This is a genomic window from Streptomyces sp. NPDC090994 (assembly GCF_044768905.1).
Taxonomy (GTDB): domain Bacteria; phylum Actinomycetota; class Actinomycetes; order Streptomycetales; family Streptomycetaceae; genus Streptomyces.
In genome coordinates, this window is the sequence record NZ_JBIVWS010000010.1 from 213,339 (window position 1) to 228,636 (window position 15,298).

Here is a 15,298-nt window from a genome sequence, read left to right on the forward strand (position 1 = left end):
CTGACGTCAGTCACAGACATCACTGTACGCCGGTACGACAGTCACTGTCATCACTTGGCGCGCGGCCTTAGACTCACCGCATGGCGAGATGGGAACCCGGAACCGCGAAACGGCTGCAGGCCGCCGCGCTGGAGCTGTTCGCGACCCGCGGCTACGAGCGCACGACCGCGGCGGAGATCGCCCAGTCCGTCGGCCTGACCGAGCGCACGTTCTTCCGGCACTTCAGCGACAAGCGCGAGGTCCTCTTCCACGGGACGCAGACGCTGACGCTGGCGCTGGTCGACGGCGTGCGGGAGGCGCCGCCCGACGCGTCGCCCCTCGACGCCGTCGCCCGCGCCCTGTGGTCAGCGGCGCCCTTTTTCTCGGCGGAGCGCCGCCCGCACTCCCGTACCCGCAAGGCGGTGATCGACGAGAACCCCGCGCTCGCGGAGCGCGAACTGCGCAAGATGGACGACCTCGCCGCGACGCTCGCCGGCACCCTCCGCGCGCGCGGCGTGGACGACCTCGCGGCCACCTTGGCGGCGCAGACGGGCGTCGCGGTGTTCGGGGTCGCGTTCGGGCGCTGGGTGCGCGACGGCGAGGAGCGGTCCTTCGAGGAGATCGTGACGGAGGTGTACCGGGAACTGCTGTCCCTGGCCGGCGCGGCGGCTCCGGTGCCGCACGGGACGCGGTGACGCCGGAGCCGCCCGCCCCTCAGCCCTGGTCGACGCCCAGGGTCAGGCTGCCGGTGTAGCCGGCCGCGGCCGAACCGGTGACGGTCATCAGGCCGGCCGCGGCGCCCCCGTTCCCGTAGATGCCGTCCTGCGCGAGCGTGGTGCGCGGCACGGTGTTGGTCGAGTACGGGGAGACGCGGGCGACCGCGGTGGTGATCGCCTCGTCGATGAAGAGCTGGCCGGTGTGCAGCTCCTCACCGCCGCTGAACGAGCCGTCCGAGGTCAGGGTGACGTCCGTGTGGACCTTGACGTGGATGTGCACGCACCGGCCGCGGTACCAGCCGGGATAGATGGTGCTGATGCGGGCGACACCGTCGCTGCCGGTGAGGATGCCGCCGCGCAGGAACGTGCCGTTGTCCGGCTCCTGGTGCCCGTTGTTGCCGACGAAGCCGGAGTACTCGCCGAGCGCGTCGCAGTGCCACAGCTCCACGAGGGCCTCGTTCAGCGGGGCGCAGGTGGCGTCGTCGACGACGGTCAGGACCAGCTCCAGCGGCACGCCCGGTTTGTCCTCGGTGAGGTCGGCGCGGACGAGCGCGCCGTCGAGGTAGTACGGGCCCTCGGTCAGCTCCTTGGTGAGGGTGCAGACGGCCGCGGCGGCGACGGGAGCGGTGCGGTCGGTCTCCGCGCCCTCGGCCGTCACGGCGTCCTTGGCCGACACGGCGCCGACGGTGAGCGCGGCGGCCGTGGCGCCGGTACCGAGCAGGACGGTGCGGCGGCGGATGTGGGGGGTGTGGGGGTCGGTGTTGTCTGTCATGAACACGGCACCGTAGGGAGATCACCTGGCAGAGCGCTGTGAATTCGGCAAAGTGACGAAGCGTCAAGTCCCGTACCGGTCATGCCCGGAACCTCGCCGTCCGGCTCGGGCGCCGCCGACGGGACCTGACCTGACCTGACCCGACCGGACCGGTCCGCCGCGGTCGGGCCGGACGGTGCCGCGTTCTGCGACGGTGGTCACCGGAAGGAGGCACGGTGATCTCAGCGCTGAACGAACTGGTCGACCTCGTCGAGGAACACCTGGCCGAGGACGTCGACATGCACGCACTGGCCACGGGGCTCGGTACGACCGAATACCACCTGCGCCGGATGTTCTCGTCCCTGGCCGGCCTGCCCCTGTCGGAGTACGTGCGGCGGCGCCGCATGACCGTGGCCGCCGCCGACGTGGTCCGGGGCGAGGACGACCTGCTGAGCATCGCCGTCCGGCACGGCTACGGCTCCACGGAGGCGTTCGGACGCGCGTTCCGCGCGGTCCACGGCGCCGCGCCCCGCGAGGTACGCCGTGACGGAGGCCCACTGCGCACACAACCCCGGCTCAGGTTCCGCCTGACCGTAGAAGGGAGCATCTCCATGGACACCCGTATCGCCGACCGCCCCGCGTTCCGCCTGATCGGCCACGCGGCGCGGGTCCCGCTCGTCCACCGGGGCGTCAACCCGCACATCCAGCGGCACGTCGCCGCGCTGCCGCGGCAGGAGCACGAGCGGCTGAAGACCCTTTCCGACACCGACCCGGCCGGCCTGCTCCAGGTCAGCGACGACCTCGCCCCGGACGCGCCGGAGGGCACTGAACTGACCTACCTCCACGGGGTCGCCGTCACCGGGGACACCCCGGTCCCCGACGACCTCGACGCCATCGAGGTGCCGGCCGGGCGGTGGGCGGTCTTCCGCAGCGCCGGGCCGTACCCGGAGACCCTCCAGACGACGTGGGCGGCGACCGCGGCCGAGTGGTTCCCGTCCAACCCGTGGCGCCTGCGGCCGGGCCCGTCGATCGTCGCGGTCCTCGACCGCGCGGAGGATTTCAGTACGGCGACGTGTGAACTGTGGCTGCCGGTGGAACCGGCCGCTCCGGAACCGGACCGGGGCTGATCAACGCCCGCCGCCCGCGCCGCCGACGGGCTCCGCCCGGTAGGTGGGGTAGTCCGTGTACCCGACGGGTCCGCCGGTGTACATGAAGTACTTCGCCCGTACGTCGTTGACGGGTGCCCCGGCGCGGATACGGGCGACCAGGTCGGGGTTGGCCAGGAAGGGCCGGCCGAGCGCCACGAGGTCGGCCCCGGCCGCGAGGAGGCGTTCCCCGGCCGCCCGGCCGCCGTCGGCGGGGAGGCGGTCGGCGGGCAGGACGGGGTTGGCGATGAGCGTGCCGGTCCACAGTTCGCGCAGCCGGTGGAACAGCGGCCGGTCCGGATCGGCGTAGGCGAGGTGCAGATAGGCGAGCCCCTGTCCGGAGACGGCCGCCAGCAGGGCCGGGTAGAGCGTCTCGGTGTCGGTCTCGGCGATGCCGTTGACCGTGTTGCCGGGGGAGACGCGCAGCCCGGTCCGCTCGGGCCCGATCGCCTCGGCCACGGCGGCGACGACCTCCGTGGCGAACCGGACGCGGCCGTCGACGCCACCGCCGTAGCCGTCGGTCCGCCGGTTGGTGCCGGACGCCAGGAACTGGTGCAGCAGGTGGCCGTTGGCGCTGTGCACCTCGACGCCGGCGAAGCCCGCGTCGACCGCGCGGCGGGCGGCGGAGGCGAAGTCGCGGACCGTCCGCCGGATGTCGTCGGCGGTCATCTCCCGCGGCGTGACGCTCGGCCGGGGGCCGCCGGGCGTGTGGATCGTCCCGGGCAGCGGTACGGGGGAGGGGGCGACCGGGGTCAGGCCGCTCGTGTCGGGGTGGCCCACCCGGCCGCCGTGCTGGAGCTGGACGAACACGGGTCCGCCTCCGGCCGCCCGGACGGCCTCGACGACCCGCCGCCAGCCGGCCTCGTGGCGGTCGGTGTGCAGGGCGGTGATGTTCGGGTAGGTCTGCCCCTCCGCGTTCGGCGTGGACGCCTCCGCGATGATCATCCCGGCGGTGGCGCGCTGCGCGTAGTACTCGGCCATCAGTGGCGTGGGCGTGCCGTCGGGCTCCGCACGGTTACGGGTCATGGGGGCGATGACCAGGCGGTTCGCCAGCCGGTGGCTGCCGAGGCGGGCCGGGTCGAGGAGCGGGGAGGTGGTCGGTCCGTAGGTCATGCGCTTACGCTAGAACTTGACATGACTGTCAGATTCAAGGCGGAAAGGTGTGACGTGCGTCATGCGCATCGGTGAGCTGGCCCGCCGTACGGGTGTCAGTGAGCGGTCCCTGCGGTACTACGAGCAGGAGGGCCTGCTGTGGGCCTCGCGCACTCCCGGCGGGCACCGCGAGTTCACGGAGGCCGCGGTGGAACGGGTGCGGCGTATCCAGGAGTTGTACGCGGCCGGGCTGTGCAGCTCGAAGATCGCCGAGCTGCTGCCGTGCATGCGCGACAGCGACGGCGGCCCCTCCCGCACCGCCGACGCGCGCCTCGTCGAGGAACTGATGGCGGAACGGGCCCGAATCGACCGGATGATCGACGACCTGCGCCGGTCGCGTGCGCTGCTGGACGCCGTGATCGAGGCGGCGTCAGCCTCGTAGGCGCGTGAGGAAACCGTCCCAGGCGGCGGGGGAGAGGGCGAGGCGGGGGCCGGTCTTGTCCTTGGAGTCGCGGACGTGGACGGTGTGGGGGGTGGTGGATATCTCTACGCAGTCGTCGCCGGAAGCGCTGCTGTGGCTGGACTTGCGCCAGGCGCGGGCGACTTCGACGCAGTCACCGTCGCCGCCGCTGCTGTGGCTGGACTTGTGCCAGGTGAGGGCGACCTCTACGCAGTCGCCGTCGCTGCTGCTGCTGTAGCTGGACTTGAACCAGTTCAGTCGGTCGGTAGTCATAGATTTCCTCGCATCCGCCGCAACAGGCTCGCGGAGTCCGGGACGGTGAGAGCCTGTGAGCGCATACTGGCATACCGCTTCAGCAACACGCTGACTACTTTTCGGTCCGTGATCAGCTGTCCGCTCTTCTGCCCCTCGTTGTAGGCGAGCCACTGGTTCTCGGGTGTCTCCAGCAGATGGATAGGGCCCTGCAACCCGGCGTGTTTCTCCTGCACCAGGGGCATAAGCTGAATTTGGACATTGCGTAGCTCAGCAATTTCCAGCACGTGGTCGATCTGTTCCCGCATCACTTCGGCTCCGCCCGTACGCCGCAGGAACACCTGCTCTTCCAGGATGAAGCTGAACGTGGTGTTCGGACGCTCTCTCAGCAGTTTCTGCCTCTCTGCTCGCGCGATCCACCGTTCCGTGATCTCGTCGTCGCTCAGCGGCGGCACCGCAGCTGCGGACAGAGCGCGTACATAGGCCTCGGTCTGCAACAAGCCGGGAATCATCCGGCACTCGTACGTGTACAAGGCGATGGCCATCCGCTCCAACTGTGCCCACCGCCGGAACCACGCCGCCAACCCCGGTTGCCGCACCAGATGCACCGCCGCCTTCCGCAGCGCGCCCGTGTTGCCCGTGGCCACCTCGCCCCGCTCGACGAAGTCGACGTCGGGCATCCGCCTCCCCAACTCCACCGAAGCCACCGTGTGCTTGGAGAACCGCACCAGCTCCGCGAACTGCTCCCGGCTCAACCCCACGTGCTCGCGCAACGCCTGGACCACCGCACCGAACGTCCGCAGACTGTCCGAAGACTCATCGACCACAGTCGGCCACCTCCCGCACCCATGGTCACGGCACGTGACGAGTACTGTCCAGTCAGTCACCGCGTACTCTCGCGCGGAGTACGCACTGCCGCCCTGGTGAAGCGGGCGCAAGGGCGTCAGATTGGGCGCATGACCGCACCACCCGCCCGGCAGGGCGTCGTCACCGTACGTGTGTTCGCTCAGCGTCTCAGTGCCACCCCGCGCGGCGCCCGCCTCGCGCGGCGGCTGGCGGAGAACCAGTTGGAGGAGTGGGGCATCCCCTACGGCTCGGACGTCTCCGAGCGGGCCGCCGTGATCGTCGCGGAGCTGGCCGCCAACGCCGTGACCCACGGCCGGGTTCCCGGCCGGGACTTCGAACTGCGTCTCACCCTCCGCCCGGAGGGCCTCCGGATCGAGGTGGCGGACACGCACACCGGCCCGCCGCGCCCGGCCGTACGCCCAGTCGGGCCGCTCGACGAGCACGGCAGGGGGCTGGTGCTGGTCGAGGCGCTGGCGGACCACTGGGAGGTGCTGGACGGGGATCCGCCCGTCAAGACGGTTCGCGCGGACATCACTCGTGTGAGCGGCGAGAACCGGCCAGGCCGAGCGCCGTCACCTGGACCTCGACCTCCCCATCGGTGAGCGGACGTGTCACCGGCCGCGCCCGTACCCCGTGCGGCGGGCCCCCCGGGGATCAAACCGGGTGGGGAGACCTTGTCCGGGAACAGGGCGGAAGCGCTGGCCGGAGCTGGCCGGGGGCGGAACCGGCGCCTGACCATGGCCGCACAGCTCAAGCGGGGTTTCCCCCGAGGAGAGGAGTGGCGCCGTGCCCTCGTTCCAGACCGGCAGCGTTCCCCACGGGTTCATCGCCGACGAGACCGGAAAGATCATCCACTACAAGGACGCCGTCGTCGTGCCGGTGCCGCCGCCGCACGGCGGGTACGGCTGGAAGGGACTCTGGTTCTCCCTCGCCTCCGACTTCGGCGACTCCCGCATCCGCGTCTCCGTCTTCCGGAGCGGCAGTTGGAGCTCGAAGACCTTCGACGTGCAGGGGTCGGGTCCCCGGGTCGGGTTCGAGGTGACCGACGGTACCGAGAAGATCAGCCTGGGCCGCGCGATGAAGTCCGCCTCGGACCGGCAGGACGACAACCCCGTGGGCTGGCTGCTGGAAGCCCAGTAGCGCGGTGCCGGTGACATGACAACCGGCGCCTTCATGGGTCTCGCACAGGAACAACTCACGGAAAAATAAGGTCCGTCGGGGAATGTGGCCCCCATGCACGCACACAGACCACGCACCCCCCAGACCGAGCGCACCCGCCGCTGGTTCATGAACCGGTCGCTGCTGCTCGGCGGCGCCGCGGCCGTGGCGACCATGACCGGCGTGGCCGGCTGCTCCACCGACTCCTCCGGTACGTCGGACGCCGCCTCCAGCGGGGCGCCGAGCGGCGGCCCCGGCGGTGACACCGGCGGCATGGGACCGGGTGTCACGGCGGTGAAGTACGCCGATTTCGTCGGTGTCACCACCGACGGCAAGGTCGTCGACGACCTGTACTCGATCCACTCCACCGACGTCTCCACCGACAAGGTGGTCCAGGCCGCGCAGAAGTTCCTGGACGGGCTGACCGCCAAGGAGCGCAAGGCATCCGTCTTCGAGGTGGACGACGACGAGTGGCTGGCCTGGAGCAACGTCGACGGCTACGAGCGCGAGGGCGCCCGGATGGGCGACCTGACCGAGGCGCAGCAGAAACTCGGTTACGCCCTGCTGGGCGCGGCCCTCTCCGCCGACGGGCTCAAGCAGACCCGCGGCATCATGAAGCTCAACGGCTTCCTCGGTGAGTACAACGGCGGCAACCGGGAGACCCTGGAGGAGGGCGCCTACTTCTTCACCTTCATGGGCACCCCCTCGACCACCAAGCCGTGGGGTTTCCAGTTCGAGGGCCACCATGTGGCCATCAACTACTTCGTCCTCGGTGACCAGGTCGTCATGACCCCGACCTTCATGGGCTCGGAGCCGACCGAGAAGACGTACAAGGGCGAGAAGATCTCCCTGTTCAAGTCGGAGACCAAGGCCGGTCTCGCGATGATCCGCTCGCTGACGTCGGCCCAGCGGGCCGAGGTCATCGACTCCAGCAAGGAGAAGAGCGGCACCGACATGATCGCGGGCGCGGGCGCGGACAACCTGGAGCTGCCCTACGCGGGGCTGCCCGGCTCCGAGATGACCGACGCGCAGAAGCAGAAGCTGCTCGACCTGGTCGGCGTCTACGTCGGCTACATGGACGACGGGCACGCCGCGGTGAAGATGAAGGAGGTGGAGGAGCACATCGACGAGACCTACTTCTACTGGCTCGGCGAGACCAAGGATTCCTCCGCGTTCTACTACCGCGTGCACAGCCCGGTCGTCCTCATCGAGTACGACGCCCAGTCGCCGCTGTTCTACGGCACCGACTCGGCGGGGGGCGGCGGTATGCCGAGCGGGCAGCCGTCCGGTATGCCGAGCGGGCAGCCGTCCGGGATGCCCAGTGGTCAGCCGTCCGGTATGCCGAGCGGCGGGCCCGGCGGTGGCGGCGGCATGGGCATGGGCGGCGGTACCCCCACCCAGGAGCACATCCACACCATGATCCGCACCCCCAACGGCAACGACTACGGCGTGGACCTCCTCAAGCTGCACCTGGAGACGGACCACTGACCGCTCGGGGTGGGTGGGGAGGGCGAGTGTCTGCGCGAACCATTGACGCGCAAGGGGTTCGATTCTACGGTCCGTTCGAACTTGCGATCGCTGTTCGGTAGGTCGAACATCCCCCTTCCGCAAGGAGAACCCGTATGAGCCGCAAGCGCACCGCTCTCCTCGCCCTCCCCGTCGCCGCCCTGCTCGCCCTCGTGCCGGGTACGGCGTCGGCGTACCCGAACCCCGGTTACGTCACCGGCTCCGTCGTCACCCACGACCCGACGATGATCCGCACCTCGTCCGGGCAGTACCTGCTCTACGCCACCGGCGGCGGCATCTCCAGCAAGAGCTCCACCGACCGCACCGCCTTCAGCGCGGGCGCCGACGCGTTCTCGTCCAAGCCGAGCTGGTGGTCGACGTACTCCTCGGTCCCGGAGTCCTGGGCGCCGGACATCTCGTACCACGGCGGGAAGTACCTGATGTACTACTCCGTCTCGTCGTTCGGCGTGAACACCTCCGCCATCGGGCTGGCGGGCTCGACCACCGGACAGCCGGGCAGCTGGACCGACTACGGCATCGTCTACACGTCGAACGGCTCCAGCGACTACAACGCCATCGACCCGAACCTCTTCGTCGACGACGACGGCAAGTGGTGGCTGTCGTTCGGCAGTTGGTGGACCGGGATCAAGATGATCCAGATCAACCCGTCCACCGGGAAGCAGCTGTCGAGCAACACCACCCGGTACTCGCTGGCCTCCCGCCCGACCGGGACCAAGGCCGTCGAGGCGCCGTACATCGTCAAGCGGAACGGGTACTACTACCTCTTCGCCTCGTACGACACCTGCTGCGCCGGCACCAGCTCCACGTACAAGGTCAAGGTGGGGCGGGCCACCTCCGTCACCGGGCCCTACTACGACAAGAACGGGGTGTCGATGATGAACAACGGAGGCACGCCGGTGCTGGAGTCGCACGGCAGCGTCATCGGTCCCGGCGGGCAGTCGATCATGAACGACTCCGACGGTGACCTGATCGTCTACCACTACTACGACGGCAACGACGGCGGCACCCCGAAGCTCGGCATCAACCTGCTGAACTGGAGCACCGGCTGGCCCGTCGCCTACTGACCGGCACCGCGCGGACCCCGCCGGCCGGGCAGGGCGGCGGGGTCCGCGCGGCAGGGCGGCCGGTCACACGCGCCGCAGGTTCACCACCTGGCCGCTGTTCCGGCCGAGCCAGATCGCGGGATTGCCGGCCAGCCGCAGGTTGTCGTAGCGGGCCGGGAGGTCGCCGCCGGGGTTGACCGTGACGATGACCCGCTCCAGGCGCCACGTCTCGTCCGGCTTGTCCGACGGCGGCGCGTAGCGCAGGTAGACCGGGTAGCGGTCCAGGTCGTCGGTGTCCAGTTGGGGATCGCGGGGATCGTTGCGCTCGGGCTCGTAGATGTTGGCGCCGTCCCCCAGCACATAGGTGACGTCGGTGCCGGGCTCCCACTCGTCGCGGCTGGAGTCCAGGGCGAACTCCCGGCCGGCGACGTTGACGTAGACCCAGCCCCGCACTCCTGACGGGCTGTTGCTCGCCGTGACGATCCGTACGTCGATCCGCTCGATGGCTGCCATGTCGTTCCCTTCGGTGCAGGTGCCCCCCGCGTCGGCGGGGGCCACCCCCATCGCTACCCTCCGGGGTCGGGCGAATGCGCTTCGTGGCGGCAAGTCCGGGGCGTGCGGCGGCACTTGGGCGGTGGCCGGCGGATCACCGGCCCGTCCGCGCGCCGGAGCGGGCAACGGGTGTCACCCCGTCCGGCCCACGCCCGCCGCGTCCGGCCAGCGCTGCGCCCCGGGCCAGCCCGTCGCCGGGGCCGCCGCCAGACCGTCGGTGCCCCGTACCTGGGCGGCGGTGAGCCCGCCGCGCGCGGGAACGCCGGGCGGGGTGGGGCCGGCGGGCGCGGCCGCGGCCGCCGCTGCCGGTATCTGCGGCTGCGGGGCCGGCATCGGCATCGGCTGGGGTGCCGGCTGAGGCATCGGCGGCGGGAACTGCTGCGGGATCTCCTGCGGTGCCGCCGGCATCGGCATCGCGGCCGCGACGGCCTGCGCGGCCAGCCCCCGCGTTCCGCCGCCGTTGGTCTCGCCCATCAGCCGGTCCACCGCCGCCGTGCCCGAGCTGTAGCCGCTCCCCGTGGCCTGCTCGGGCACGGCGGCTCCCCTCCTGGTCCCGTAGAGCACCTGTTCCAGGCCGGACACCAGACGGCGTACGTCCACCTGGGGGCGCACCACGAGCCGCAGGAAGCGGCTGGAGGAACCGATCTTGTTGCCGCACTCGCGGACCAGCACCCGGTGCTCGGTCAGCAGCCGGTCCCGGACCACGGTGCCCTCGGCGCCGACGGGGAGGCGGACGAAGAGGAAGTTGCCCTGGGAGGGGTAGACCGTCAGGCCGGGGAGGGAGGAGAGCCGGCTGGACATCTCCAGGCGGTCGCGCCGCACCTCGTGCAGGCTCTGCGCGTACTCCGCGCCGTGGTCGCGCAGCATGAAGACGACGTGCTCGGCAAAGGAGTTGAGGTTCCACTTGGGCAGCATGGAGCCGACCTTGCCCGCGAGGGCCGGGTTGGCGACCAGGTAGCCGAAGCGGATGCCGTGCAGGCCGAAGTTCTTGCCGAGGCTGCGCAGGACGATGACGTTGGGGCGGAGCATCGCCTCCTGGACCACGCTCGGCTCGGCCTCCGCGTCGGCGAACTCCAGGAACGACTCGTCGATCACCACCAGGTCCAGGTCGGCCATCGCGTCCATGAACTGCACGAGCGCGTGCTTGTGCAGGAAGCCCCCGTCGGGGTTGTTGGGGTTGCAGATGACGGCGACCCGGGTGCCCCGGGCCCGGATGAACTCGGCGTACTGCGCGAGGTCCAGGGCGAAGCCGCTGGACTCCTGGAGCGGGAACATGTCGACCCGCTTGCCGGTCTCCATCGGCTGGTCGGTCCAGCGGCCGAAGGTGGGGACGGGGACGGCGAGGGACTCGCGGACGAGGAGGTGGTCGATCCAGGTGATCAGTTCGGTGGAGCCGTTGCCCATCGCCACGCACTGCGGGGGCAGTTGCAGCAGTCCGCACAGCTCGGCGGTGATGGTGTCGGCGCCGCTCGGGTAGTACGTGATGATGTCCCGCAGCCGCCCCGCCATCTCCTGGAACATCTCCGGCGTCGGGAAGTACGGGTTGCAGGGGATGCAGAAGTCCACGGGCCCCGCGCCGTCGCCGGTCTCCCGGGTCAGCGCCGCCATCGACGGGCTGTGCGCCGAGGCGGAGCGGAACAGCGAGGTGACGTTGCCGGCCAAGGGAACCTCCGTAGCGGGAACGGCCCGCGCGGGGGAGCGCGGGCCGCCCATGAGTACGGAGGCGCCCGGGCCGGTGTTCACCTCATGTGAGGGAAGTGTGACGACCGGGGCTCAGGAGTCGAACGAGTGGACGGTCGTCGTCCGGTAGGTCTCGCCGGGGCGCAGCACGGTCGACGGGAACGACGGCTGGTTCGGGGAGTCCGGGTAGTGCTGGGTCTCCAGGCACAGGGCGTCGCCCTGCCGGTAGAGCCGGCCGCCGGTGCCGGTGAGGGTGCCGTCGAGGAAGTTGCCCGAGTAGAACTGGAGGCCGGGCTGGTCGGTGGCGATCCTCAGGGTGCGGCCGGAGGACGGGTCGCGCAGGGTGGCGATCTGCTCGGGGCGGGCGGTGATGCCCTTGTCGAGGACCCAGTTGTGGTCGAAGCCCTTGGCGAGGACCAGCTGCGGGTGGGCGGCGCGGATGTCGCGGCCGATCGGCTTGGCGCGGCGGAAGTCGAAGGGGGTGGCGGCGGTCGGGGCCAGTTCGCCCGTCGGGATCAGGCCCGCGTCGGTGGGTGTGAAGCGGGACGCGGCGATGGACAGCTCGTGGTCCTCGATGGTGCCGCTGCCCTCGCCGGCCAGGTTCCAGTAGACGTGGCTGGTGAGGTTGACGACGGTGGCCTTGTCGGTGGTGGCCTCGTAGTCGATGCGCCAGTCGCCGGAGCGGGTGAGGGTGTAGGTGACCGTGGCCTTGAGGGTGCCGGGGTAGCCCATCTCGCCGTCGACGCTGGTGTAGTGCAGGACCAGGCCGACGTCGGAGCCCTTGGTGAACGGCTCGACGTCCCACACCCGGTAGTCGAAGCCGAGGGCGCCGCCGTGCAGGGAGTTCTCGCCGTCGTTGACGGAGAGCTGGTACGTGGTGCCGTCCAGGGTGAAACGGCCCTTGGCGATGCGGTTGCCGTAGCGGCCGATCAGGGCGCCGAAGTGCGGGCTGCGGGCCACGTAGTCGTCGAGGTTGTCGAAGCCCAGGGAGACGTTCGCGTACCGGCCGCGCCGGTCGGGGATCTCCAGGGACTGCACCACACCGCCGTACGACAGCACCTTCATCCGGGTGCCGCCGTTCTCCAGCGACCAGCGGTACACCTTCGTGCCGTCGGCGAGCTTGCCGAAGAGTTCCTTCACCGGCTTCCTGCCTCCCCCTGCTGCGTGTGCCGTGGTGCCGATCGCGGTGGCGGCGACGCCCGCCGCGGCGGCGCCTGCGATGACCGTGCGTCTGCTCAGTTCCATGCGGCTCTCCTGAAAGGGATCGGCCCCCCGCCCGGGCGGGCGGGGGGCCGGAACTGACCTACGAACCCACCTTGCGCTTGTTCCACACGTCGAAGCCGACCGCCGCCAGCAGCACCAGGCCCTTGATGACCTGCTGCCAGTCGGTGCCGATGCCGACGAGGTTCATGCCGTTGTTCAGCACGCCCAGGACCAGACCGCCGATGATCGCGCCGAGGACCGTGCCCACGCCGCCGCTCATCGACGCCCCGCCGATGAACGAGGCGGCGATGGCCTCCAGCTCGAAGTTGAGGCCCGCCTTGGGCGAGGCCGCGTTGAAGCGGGCGGCGAAGACCAGACCCGCCAGGGCCGCGAGCATGCCCATGTTCACGAAGACCAGGAAGGTGACCTTCTTGTCCCGCACACCCGACAGCTTCGCCGCCGGGAGGTTGCCGCCGATGGCGTAGATGTGGCGGCCGATGATCGCGTTGCGCATGACATAGCCGAAGCCGACCAGCAGCACGCCCAGGATCAGCAGCACGATCGGGGCGCCCTTGTAGGAGGCGAGCAGCATGGTGACGACGAGGATGGCGGCGCCCAGCGCCACCAGCTTCAGGCCGAACAGCTTGGCCGGCAGCACGTCCAGGTCGAACTCCTGCTGGCGCTTGCGGTCCCGCAGCTCCTGGAAGACCACGAACGCGATCAGCGCGATGCCGAGCAGCAACGTCAGGTTGTGGTAGTTGGTCTCCGGACCGACCTCCGGCATGAAGCCGTTGGCGACCTTCTGCAGGCCCTCCGGGAACGGGCCGAGGGTCTGGCCCTCCAGGAAGATCTCCGTCAGACCGCGGAAGATCAGCATGCCGGCCAGGGTCACGATGAACGACGGTATGCCGCCGTACGCGATGAAGAAGCCCTGCACCGCGCCCGCGACCGCGCCCATCAGCAGGCACAGCACCAGCGCGAGCGGCCAGGGCAGATCGTGTTTGACCATGAACACGGCGGCCATCGAGCCGATGAACGCCGTCAGCGAGCCGACCGACAGGTCGATGTGGCCCGCGATGATCACCAGCATCATGCCGATCGCGAGGATCAGGATGTAGCTGTTCTGCAGGACCAGGTTGGAGACGTTGCGCGGCAGCAGCAGGTCACCGCCGGTCCAGACCGCGAACAGCACCACGATCAGGCCGAGGGCGAACAGCATGCCGTACTGCCGCATGTTGCGGCGCATCCCGTCCAGCATCAGCTGGAGCAGGCCGTCGCCGCCGGCCGGCCCGCCCTTCCCGGCCGGCGCGGGGGCCGGCGACTTGGCGGTCACATCCGTGCTCATCGGGTTACCTCTTTGTCCTTCGTCATCTGACGCATCAGCGATTCCTGCGAGGCCTCGGCCCGCGAGAACTCACCGGTCAGCCGCCCCGCGGCCATCGTGTAGATGCGGTCGCACATGCCGAGCAGCTCCGGCAGCTCGGAGGAGATGAAGACGACCGCCTTGCCCTCGGCGGCCAGTTGGTCGATGACCGTGTAGATCTCGTACTTCGCGCCGACGTCGATGCCGCGCGTCGGCTCGTCCAGGATCAGCACGTCCGGACCGGCGAAGATCCACTTGCTGAGGACGACCTTCTGCTGGTTGCCGCCGGACAGCTTGCCCACCGGCTCGAACACGGTCGGTGCCTTGATGTTCATCGACTTGCGGAAGCCCTCGGCGACCTGACGCTCGCCGTGCTCGTCGACGACCCCTCGCTTGGCGACCTTGCCCAGGGCACTGAGCGAGATGTTGCGCCCGATGGTGTCGATGAGGTTGAGCCCGTAGTGCTTGCGGTCCTCGGTGACGTACGCGATGCCGTGCTTGACCGCCTCCGGGACGGTCTTGGTACGGATCTCCGTGCCGTCCTTCAGTACCGTGCCGCCCGCGTACCGGCCGTAGGTGCGGCCGAAGACGCTCATCGCCAGCTCGGTGCGGCCGGCGCCCATCAGGCCCGCGATGCCGACGATCTCGCCGCGCCGTACGTTCAGCGAGACGTCGTCGACCACCTTGCGCTGCTGGTCGATGGGGTGGTGCACGGTCCAGTTGCGGATCTCCAGGGCCGGTGCCCGGCCCTCCTCCGGCTGGTGCGGGGAGCGCTCGGGGAAGCGGTGCTCCAGGTCCCGGCCGACCATCCCGGAGATGATCCGGTCCTCGGTGGTCTCCTCGGCCTTCACGTCCAGCGTCTCGATGCTCCGCCCGTCCCGCAGGATGGTCACCGAGTCGGCGACCCGGCGGATCTCGTTCAGCTTGTGCGAGATGATGATCGAGGTGATGCCCTGTTCCTTCAACTGGAGGATCAGGTCGAGCAGTTTGCCGCTGTCCTCGTCGTTCAGGGCCGCCGTCGGCTCGTCGAGGATGAGCAGCTTCACCTTCTTCGACAGCGCCTTGGCGATCTCGACGAGCTGCTGCTTGCCGACACCGATGTCCGCGACCCGGGTCTCGGGGTGCTCGTCCAGACCGACCCGGCGCAGCAGCTCGGTGGCGTGCTTGAGGGTGTCGTTCCAGTTGATGAAGCCCCGGGCGGCGTGCTCGTTGCCGAGGAAGATGTTCTCCGCGATGGGGAGATAGGGCACCAGGGCCAGCTCCTGGTGGATGATCACGATGCCGCGCTGCTCACTGGCCCGGATGTCCTTGAAGGCGCAGGTCTCCCCCTCGAAGAGGATCTCGCCCTCGTAGGTGCCGTGCGGATGGACTCCGGAGAGGACTTTCATCAGCGTCGACTTGCCGGCGCCGTTCTCCCCGCAGATGGCGTGGACCTCGCCCTGCCGTACGGTCAGCGTGACGTCCGACAGCGCCTTGACGCCGGGAAAGGTCTTGACGATCGAGCGCATTTCCAGGACGGGTCCCGCCATGG

16 protein-coding genes are annotated in these 15,298 nt (G+C 70.0%); 7 read left to right on the forward strand and 9 right to left on the reverse strand.

Annotated features, from left to right (window positions below; all coding sequences use genetic code 11):
- The first annotated feature begins 80 nt into the window (after nt 1-80).
- Entirely contained in the window at nt 81-674 is a 594-nt protein-coding gene (locus tag ACIQR3_RS22140) for a TetR/AcrR family transcriptional regulator (protein WP_403541429.1), read from the forward strand.
- A gap of 19 nt (nt 675-693) precedes the next feature.
- On the opposite strand, the gene ACIQR3_RS22145 is transcribed toward ACIQR3_RS22140, so the two are convergent.
- A complete protein-coding gene (locus ACIQR3_RS22145) occupies nt 694-1,467 on the reverse strand; it encodes an intradiol ring-cleavage dioxygenase (RefSeq protein WP_403541432.1) in 774 nt (257 codons plus the stop codon).
- A 215-nt stretch (nt 1,468-1,682) separates the two neighbouring features.
- On the opposite strand from ACIQR3_RS22145, the gene ACIQR3_RS22150 reads away from it, so the two are divergent.
- Nucleotides 1,683-2,573 carry a GyrI-like domain-containing protein gene (locus tag ACIQR3_RS22150; protein ID WP_403541435.1) on the forward strand — a complete coding sequence of 297 codons (891 nt, stop codon included), beginning with the start codon at nt 1,683-1,685 and terminating at the stop codon, nt 2,571-2,573.
- Here ACIQR3_RS22150 and ACIQR3_RS22155 read toward each other — a convergent pair whose 3' ends face one another.
- Nucleotides 2,574-3,704, reverse strand: coding sequence for an alkene reductase (locus tag ACIQR3_RS22155; RefSeq protein ID WP_403541437.1), 1,131 nt, complete (start codon nt 3,702-3,704; stop codon nt 2,574-2,576).
- 61 nt (nt 3,705-3,765) lie between these two features.
- Between ACIQR3_RS22155 and ACIQR3_RS22160 the strand changes: the two genes are divergently transcribed.
- Nucleotides 3,766-4,125 (forward strand): MerR family transcriptional regulator, encoded by a 360-nt coding sequence (locus ACIQR3_RS22160; protein ID WP_403541439.1) that lies wholly within the window; start codon nt 3,766-3,768, stop codon nt 4,123-4,125.
- On the opposite strand, the gene ACIQR3_RS22165 is transcribed toward ACIQR3_RS22160, so the two are convergent.
- Both ACIQR3_RS22165 and ACIQR3_RS22170 read right to left on the reverse strand, forming a co-directional pair.
- Nucleotides 4,114-4,416: a DUF397 domain-containing protein gene (locus ACIQR3_RS22165; RefSeq protein WP_403541442.1), complete on the reverse strand. Its 303-nt coding sequence runs from the start codon at nt 4,414-4,416 to the stop codon at nt 4,114-4,116. The two genes, ACIQR3_RS22160 and ACIQR3_RS22165, sit on opposite strands and share 12 nt — an antisense overlap.
- A complete protein-coding gene (locus ACIQR3_RS22170) occupies nt 4,413-5,222 on the reverse strand; it encodes a Scr1 family TA system antitoxin-like transcriptional regulator (RefSeq protein ID WP_403541444.1) in 810 nt (269 codons plus the stop codon). The genes ACIQR3_RS22165 and ACIQR3_RS22170 overlap by 4 nt, the downstream gene beginning before the upstream one ends.
- A gap of 129 nt (nt 5,223-5,351) precedes the next feature.
- Here ACIQR3_RS22170 and ACIQR3_RS22175 point away from each other — a divergent pair, with 129 nt between their 5' ends.
- The 4 genes from ACIQR3_RS22175 to ACIQR3_RS22190 all read left to right on the forward strand — a co-directional run bounded on the left by ACIQR3_RS22175 (nt 5,352) and on the right by ACIQR3_RS22190 (nt 8,990).
- A complete protein-coding gene (locus ACIQR3_RS22175; protein ID WP_403541447.1) occupies nt 5,352-5,843 on the forward strand; it encodes an ATP-binding protein in 492 nt (163 codons plus the stop codon).
- 184 nt (nt 5,844-6,027) lie between these two features.
- On the forward strand, nt 6,028-6,381 hold the full coding sequence (locus tag ACIQR3_RS22180; protein ID WP_403541450.1) for a hypothetical protein: 354 nt from the start codon (nt 6,028-6,030) through the stop codon (nt 6,379-6,381).
- Between the two features lie 93 nt (nt 6,382-6,474).
- Nucleotides 6,475-7,887, forward strand: a complete 1,413-nt coding sequence (locus tag ACIQR3_RS22185) for a DUF3500 domain-containing protein (protein ID WP_403541453.1) — start codon at nt 6,475-6,477, stop codon at nt 7,885-7,887.
- A 134-nt stretch (nt 7,888-8,021) separates the two neighbouring features.
- Complete coding sequence (locus ACIQR3_RS22190) at nt 8,022-8,990, forward strand: arabinan endo-1,5-alpha-L-arabinosidase (protein WP_403541454.1); 969 nt, start codon at nt 8,022-8,024, stop codon at nt 8,988-8,990.
- 63 nt (nt 8,991-9,053) lie between these two features.
- Here the strand turns inward: ACIQR3_RS22190 and ACIQR3_RS22195 are convergent, their stop codons facing one another.
- The 5 genes from ACIQR3_RS22195 to mmsA form a co-directional block, all read right to left on the reverse strand.
- Entirely contained in the window at nt 9,054-9,482 is a 429-nt protein-coding gene (locus ACIQR3_RS22195; RefSeq protein WP_403541457.1) for a hypothetical protein, read from the reverse strand.
- Between the two features lie 171 nt (nt 9,483-9,653).
- Entirely contained in the window at nt 9,654-11,183 is a 1,530-nt protein-coding gene (locus ACIQR3_RS22200; protein ID WP_403541459.1) for a pyridoxal phosphate-dependent aminotransferase, read from the reverse strand.
- 111 nt (nt 11,184-11,294) lie between these two features.
- A complete protein-coding gene (locus tag ACIQR3_RS22205; protein ID WP_403541461.1) occupies nt 11,295-12,446 on the reverse strand; it encodes an aldose epimerase family protein in 1,152 nt (383 codons plus the stop codon).
- Between the two features lie 58 nt (nt 12,447-12,504).
- Nucleotides 12,505-13,749, reverse strand: a complete 1,245-nt coding sequence (gene mmsB, locus ACIQR3_RS22210; RefSeq protein ID WP_403541464.1) for a multiple monosaccharide ABC transporter permease — start codon at nt 13,747-13,749, stop codon at nt 12,505-12,507.
- Nucleotides 13,746-15,296 carry a multiple monosaccharide ABC transporter ATP-binding protein gene (gene mmsA, locus ACIQR3_RS22215; RefSeq protein WP_403541466.1) on the reverse strand — a complete coding sequence of 517 codons (1,551 nt, stop codon included), beginning with the start codon at nt 15,294-15,296 and terminating at the stop codon, nt 13,746-13,748. Before mmsA ends, mmsB begins: the two co-directional genes overlap by 4 nt.
- Nucleotides 15,297-15,298 lie beyond the last annotated feature (2 nt).

Excerpts from the sequence above, each read along its gene's own strand:
- ACIQR3_RS22165 (WP_403541442.1), bottom strand. The coding sequence starts at position 4,416 with ATGACTACCGACCGACTGAACTGGTTCAAGTCCAGCTACAGCAGCAGC.
- ACIQR3_RS22155 (WP_403541437.1), bottom strand. The coding sequence starts at position 3,704 with ATGACCTACGGACCGACCACCTCCCCGCTCCTCGACCCGGCCCGCCTC.
- ACIQR3_RS22175 (WP_403541447.1), top strand. The coding sequence starts at position 5,352 with ATGACCGCACCACCCGCCCGGCAGGGCGTCGTCACCGTACGTGTGTTC.
- ACIQR3_RS22190 (WP_403541454.1), top strand. The coding sequence starts at position 8,022 with ATGAGCCGCAAGCGCACCGCTCTCCTCGCCCTCCCCGTCGCCGCCCTG.
- ACIQR3_RS22145 (WP_403541432.1), bottom strand. The coding sequence starts at position 1,467 with ATGACAGACAACACCGACCCCCACACCCCCCACATCCGCCGCCGCACC.
- ACIQR3_RS22185 (WP_403541453.1), top strand. The coding sequence starts at position 6,475 with ATGCACGCACACAGACCACGCACCCCCCAGACCGAGCGCACCCGCCGC.
- mmsB (WP_403541464.1), bottom strand. The coding sequence starts at position 13,749 with ATGAGCACGGATGTGACCGCCAAGTCGCCGGCCCCCGCGCCGGCCGGG.
- ACIQR3_RS22205 (WP_403541461.1), bottom strand. The coding sequence starts at position 12,446 with ATGGAACTGAGCAGACGCACGGTCATCGCAGGCGCCGCCGCGGCGGGC.
- ACIQR3_RS22195 (WP_403541457.1), bottom strand. The coding sequence starts at position 9,482 with ATGGCAGCCATCGAGCGGATCGACGTACGGATCGTCACGGCGAGCAAC.
- ACIQR3_RS22140 (WP_403541429.1), top strand. The coding sequence starts at position 81 with ATGGCGAGATGGGAACCCGGAACCGCGAAACGGCTGCAGGCCGCCGCG.
- mmsA (WP_403541466.1), bottom strand. The coding sequence starts at position 15,296 with ATGGCGGGACCCGTCCTGGAAATGCGCTCGATCGTCAAGACCTTTCCC.
- ACIQR3_RS22160 (WP_403541439.1), top strand. The coding sequence starts at position 3,766 with ATGCGCATCGGTGAGCTGGCCCGCCGTACGGGTGTCAGTGAGCGGTCC.